The organism is Corynebacterium sp. KPL2830 (genome assembly GCF_040225635.1).
In the GTDB taxonomy this organism is placed as follows: Bacteria; Actinomycetota; Actinomycetes; order Mycobacteriales; family Mycobacteriaceae; genus Corynebacterium.
Map to the genome: position 1 here is coordinate 1 of NZ_JBEHFR010000053.1, position 5,551 is coordinate 5,551.

Below are 5,551 nucleotides of genomic sequence, written 5' to 3' on the forward strand. Positions count from 1 at the left end.
TGAGAACTCAATAGTGTGCCAATGTACTTATTTTTTATTTTTGTGTGCATGGTTGTGTGTTGATTGGTCTGTTGGCCAGCAAGCTTAAAGTTGGTTTGTTGGTTGGTGTGTGCCGGTAAGGTGTTGGAATACGCATCTTTTTGAATACTGTTTAGTGTTTCGGCTGCATTGATGGATTGGTTGGCATGTGATTGTGTTCAACTTTTTGTCTTCCCTTTTTTGCCCCGTCGGGTTGGGGAGGCAGTGATTTTTTCTTTGTAGTAATTTTTGGACGCCAGCATGGGCCTGCTTTTGTGGGTGTGTGGTGGTTTGTTCTTTTGGTTAGGTTTGGGCTTTTCACGGCCTATTTTGGAATTTTTTGTTCTGAAATTTTTCTTTTTGTGGAGAGTTTGATCCTGGCTCAGGACGAACGCTGGCGGCGTGCTTAACACATGCAAGTCGAACGGAAAGGCCCTGCTTGCAGGGTACTCGAGTGGCGAACGGGTGAGTAACACGTGGGTGATCTGCCCTGCACTTCGGGATAAGCTTGGGAAACTGGGTCTAATACCGGATAGGACCGCACTTTAGTGTGTGTGGTGGAAAGTTTTTTCGGTGTAGGATGAGCTCGCGGCCTATCAGCTTGTTGGTGGGGTAATGGCCTACCAAGGCGGCGACGGGTAGCCGGCCTGAGAGGGTGTACGGCCACATTGGGACTGAGATACGGCCCAGACTCCTACGGGAGGCAGCAGTGGGGAATATTGCACAATGGGCGCAAGCCTGATGCAGCGACGCCGCGTGGGGGATGAAGGCCTTCGGGTTGTAAACTCCTTTCGCTAGGGACGAAGCTTTGTTGTGACGGTACCTAGATAAGAAGCACCGGCTAACTACGTGCCAGCAGCCGCGGTAATACGTAGGGTGCGAGCGTTGTCCGGAATTACTGGGCGTAAAGGGCTCGTAGGTGGTTTGTCGCGTCGTCTGTGAAATTCTGGGGCTTAACTCCGGGCGTGCAGGCGATACGGGCATAACTTGAGTGCTGTAGGGGTAACTGGAATTCCTGGTGTAGCGGTGAAATGCGCAGATATCAGGAGGAACACCGATGGCGAAGGCAGGTTACTGGGCAGTTACTGACGCTGAGGAGCGAAAGCATGGGTAGCGAACAGGATTAGATACCCTGGTAGTCCATGCCGTAAACGGTGGGCGCTAGGTGTGAGGGTCTTTCTACGACTTTCGTGCCGTAGCTAACGCATTAAGCGCCCCGCCTGGGGAGTACGGCCGCAAGGCTAAAACTCAAAGGAATTGACGGGGGCCCGCACAAGCGGCGGAGCATGTGGATTAATTCGATGCAACGCGAAGAACCTTACCTGGGCTTGACATACACCAGATCGCTGCAGAGATGTAGTTTCCCTTTGTGGTTGGTGTACAGGTGGTGCATGGTTGTCGTCAGCTCGTGTCGTGAGATGTTGGGTTAAGTCCCGCAACGAGCGCAACCCTTGTCTTATGTTGCCAGCATTTGGTTGGGGACTCATGAGAGACTGCCGGGGTTAACTCGGAGGAAGGTGGGGATGACGTCAAATCATCATGCCCCTTATGTCCAGGGCTTCACACATGCTACAATGGTCGGTACAACGCGCTGCGACACTGTGAGGTGGAGCGAATCGCTGAAAGCCGGCCTTAGTTCGGATTGGGGTCTGCAACTCGACCCCATGAAGTCGGAGTCGCTAGTAATCGCAGATCAGCAATGCTGCGGTGAATACGTTCCCGGGCCTTGTACACACCGCCCGTCACGTCATGAAAGTTGGTAACACCCGAAGCCGGTGGCCTAAACGTGTTAGGGAGCCGTCGAAGGTGGGATCGGCGATTGGGACGAAGTCGTAACAAGGTACCCGTACCGGAAGGTGCGGGTGGATCACCTCCTTTCTAGGGAGCTTTTATTTGGGCTGCAGTTGCAGCCATGGCCCACCGTTGTGGGTTGCCCGCTGTGTTTGATGGTGGGTTGGTGGTTGAGTAGGCGAGTGTTCTGCTGCCACCGTGTTATGGAAATTCCGGGTAGGACATACACCTTAATCAGCAGGCTCAAGTGTTGAGACAGTGCTTTGTGACATGCGTAAAAGTGTCCATGTATACAAAATATAATGTTGTGAATAAGTTGTTGGTGCATTGTTGGGTGTCTGGGGCATTATCCCCTTTTTTGTGTGCCTGACTGGTTGATGGGCGTCACCGTCGTGGTGGTGTTTGTTGCTGGTTCAGGGTGTTGTGTGAGAACTGTATAGTGGACGCGAGCATCTGCATGATGCCATCTGCTTGTGTGTGGGTGGTGTTTCATGTGTGTGATGTGATTTTTCTTTTTGTTTATTTTGTCAAGTTCACTTGTTGCTGCTGCATGTGGGCTGCGTGACCTTTTTGTTGGTTGTGTGGTTTGTGTGTGGTGGTTGGTGTGTTCGTTATTTCGGGCGCATGGTGGATGCCTTGGCATGCTGAGCCGATGAAGGACGTGTAAGGCTGCGTTAAGCCTCGGGGAGTTGTCAATAAAGCGTTGATCCGAGGATGTCCGAATGGGGAAACCTGGCCCTGGTTATGTGGGGTTACCCTTCAGTGAATTCATAGCTGTTGTGGGGGTTACGCGGGGAAGTGAAACATCTCAGTACCCGTAGGAGGAGAAAATAATAATGATTCTGCTAGTAGTGGCGAACGAACGTGGATGAGGCTAAACCGTGTGCATGTGATACCTGGTAGGGGTTGTGTGTGCGGTGTTGTGGGGCCTAGCTGTGTGTCATCTACCAGTGGCACGCCCTTTTTGCATTGTTGTTAGGTGAAGTGGTTTGGAATGATCTACCGGAGTAGGTGAGAGTCCTGTAGCTGAAGATGATGATGTGGGGGTTGTTGGGTTCCCGAGTAGCAACGGGCTCGTGGAATCTGTTGTGAATCTGCCGGGACCACCCGGTAAGCCTAAATACTCAGTGTGACCGATAGTGGATAGTACCGTGAGGGAATGGTGAAAAGTACCCCGGGAGGGGAGTGAAATAGTTCCTGAAACCATGTGCTTACAATCCGTCAGAGCACTGTTTATTGTGTGATGGCGTGCCTTTTGAAGAATGAGCCTGCGAGTCAGCGGCATGTCGCGAGGTTAACCCGTGTGGGGTAGCCGTAGGGAAACCGAATCCTAATGGGGTGGTAAGTGGCATGTCCTGGACCCGAAGCGGGGTGATCTACCCATGGCCAGTGTGAAGCAGCTGTAAGAGGTTGTGGAGGCGCGAACCCACGTAGGTTGAAAACTGCGGGGATGAGCTGTGGGTAGGGGTGAAAGGCCAATCAAACTCCGTGATAGCTGGTTCTCCCCGAAATGCATTTAGGTGCAGCGTCGTATGAGCTTGGTGGAGGTAGAGCGACTGGTTGGTTGAGCGGGACTACAATCTTAGCAATGTCAGCCAAACTCCGAATGCCATCAATTGTGTTGTGCGGCAGTGAGACTGTGGGGGATAAGCTTCATAGTCGAGAGGGAAACAGCCCAGATCGCCGGTTAAGGCCCCTAAGGGTGTACTAAGTGGAAAAGGATGTGGGATCGCGAAGACAGCCAGGAGGTTGGCTTAGAAGCAGCCATCCTTGAAAGAGTGCGTAATAGCTCACTGGTCGAGTGGTTCTGCGCCGACAATGTAGTGGGGCTCAAGTACACCGCCGAAGCCGCGGCAAGCAGCATTTTTTTGTTGTTTGGGTAGGGGAGCGTCGTGCATGGGTGGAAGCGTTACCGTGAGGAGGCGTGGACTGTGTGCGAGTGAGAATGCAGGCATGAGTAACGAATTGTAAGGTGAGAATCCTTACCGCCGGATGACTAAGGGTTCCTGGGTCAAGTTCGTCTTCCCAGGGTGAGTCGGGACCTAAGGCGAGGCCGACAGGCGTAGTCGATGGATAACCAGTTGATATTCTGGTACCCGTACATGTGCGCCCATGATGAAGCACTGATACTAACCACTGCGGATACGCTACTTTATGCTCTTTGAGTGTTGGTGGTGTTGATGTCGTGGGGCCTGATGTGTGGTTCAAGTGATGGGGTGACGCAGTGAGGTAGCCGCGCCACTTATTGGATTGGTGGTGTAAGCGTGTAGGCCGTGTGGTAGGTAAATCCGCCACGCATGTGGTTGAGGCGTGATGCGTAGACCCATTGGGGTTGATGGTGGTGATCCTGTACTGTCGAGAAAAGCCTCTAGCGAGTGTGTGTATGGCCCGTACCCTAAACCGACACAGGTGGTCAGGTTGAAGATACTAAGGCGTTCGGGTGAACTGTGGTTAAGGAATTCGGCAAAATGCCCCCGTAACTTCGGGAGAAGGGGGGCCCTGTGACGTGAAGACCCTGTGCGGTTGGAGTGTTGTGGGGTCGCAGAGAATAGAGGGAAGCGACTGTTTATCAAAAACACAGGTCCATGCGAAGACGTTAAGTTGATGTATATGGACTGACGCCTGCCCGGTGCTGGAAGGTTAAGAGGACCGGTTAGTAACCTTTGTGGTTGCGAAGCTGAGAATTTAAGCCCCAGTAAACGGCGGTGGTAACTATAACCATCCTAAGGTAGCGAAATTCCTTGTCGGGTAAGTTCCGACCTGCACGAATGGCGTAACGACTTCTCTGCTGTCTCGACCACAGGCCCGGTGAAATTGCATTACGAGTAAAGATGCTCGTTACGCGCGGCAGGACGAAAAGACCCCGGGACCTTCACTATAGCTTGGTATTGGTGTTTGGTTCGGTTTGTGTAGGATAGGTGGGAGACTGTGAAATCATCACGCTAGTGGTGGTGGAGTCGTTGTTGAAATACCACTCTGATCGGATTGAGCATCTAACCTTGGCCCATGATCTGGGTTGGGGACAGTGCCTGGTGGGTAGTTTAACTGGGGCGGTTGCCTCCCAAAATGTAACGGAGGCGCCCAAAGGTTCCCTCAGCCTGGTTGGCAATCAGGTGGTGAGTGTAAGTGCACAAGGGAGCTTGACTGTGAGACAGACATGTCGAGCAGGGACGAAAGTCGGGACTAGTGATCCGGCACCTACTTGTGGATGTGGTGTCGCTCAACGGATAAAAGGTACCCCGGGGATAACAGGCTGATCTTCCCCAAGAGTCCATATCGACGGGATGGTTTGGCACCTCGATGTCGGCTCGTCGCATCCTGGGGCTGGAGTAGGTCCCAAGGGTTGGGCTGTTCGCCCATTAAAGCGGCACGCGAGCTGGGTTCAGAACGTCGTGAGACAGTTCGGTCTCTATCCGCCGCGCGCGTTGAAACTTGAAGAAGGCTGTCCCTAGTACGAGAGGACCGGGACGGACGTACCTCTAGTGTGCCAGTTATCCCGCCAGGGGTAGTGCTGGTTGGCTACGTACGGGAGGGATAACCGCTGAAAGCATCTAAGCGGGAAGCCTGTTTTAAGATGAGGTTTCTTTTGAGGTCCCCTAAAGACTATGGGGTAGATAGGCCAGACTTGGAAGCACTGTAAGGTGTGAAGGCTACTGGTACTAATTGACCAAGACAAACACACCACAACAACCCCCAAAACACTATGTGGTTTGAGGTTGGATTGTTGGGTGGACTTGTGAAG

2 rRNA genes are annotated in these 5,551 nt (G+C 52.6%); both read left to right on the forward strand.

The features are described from left to right. Positions 1-377 precede the first annotated feature (377 nt). Positions 378-1,896 (forward strand): 16S ribosomal RNA (locus ABRP87_RS11075). 517 nt (positions 1,897-2,413) lie between these two features. Beyond that, positions 2,414-5,491 (forward strand): 23S ribosomal RNA (locus tag ABRP87_RS11080). Together the 16S and 23S rRNA genes form the textbook arrangement of a ribosomal RNA operon. Positions 5,492-5,551 lie beyond the last annotated feature (60 nt).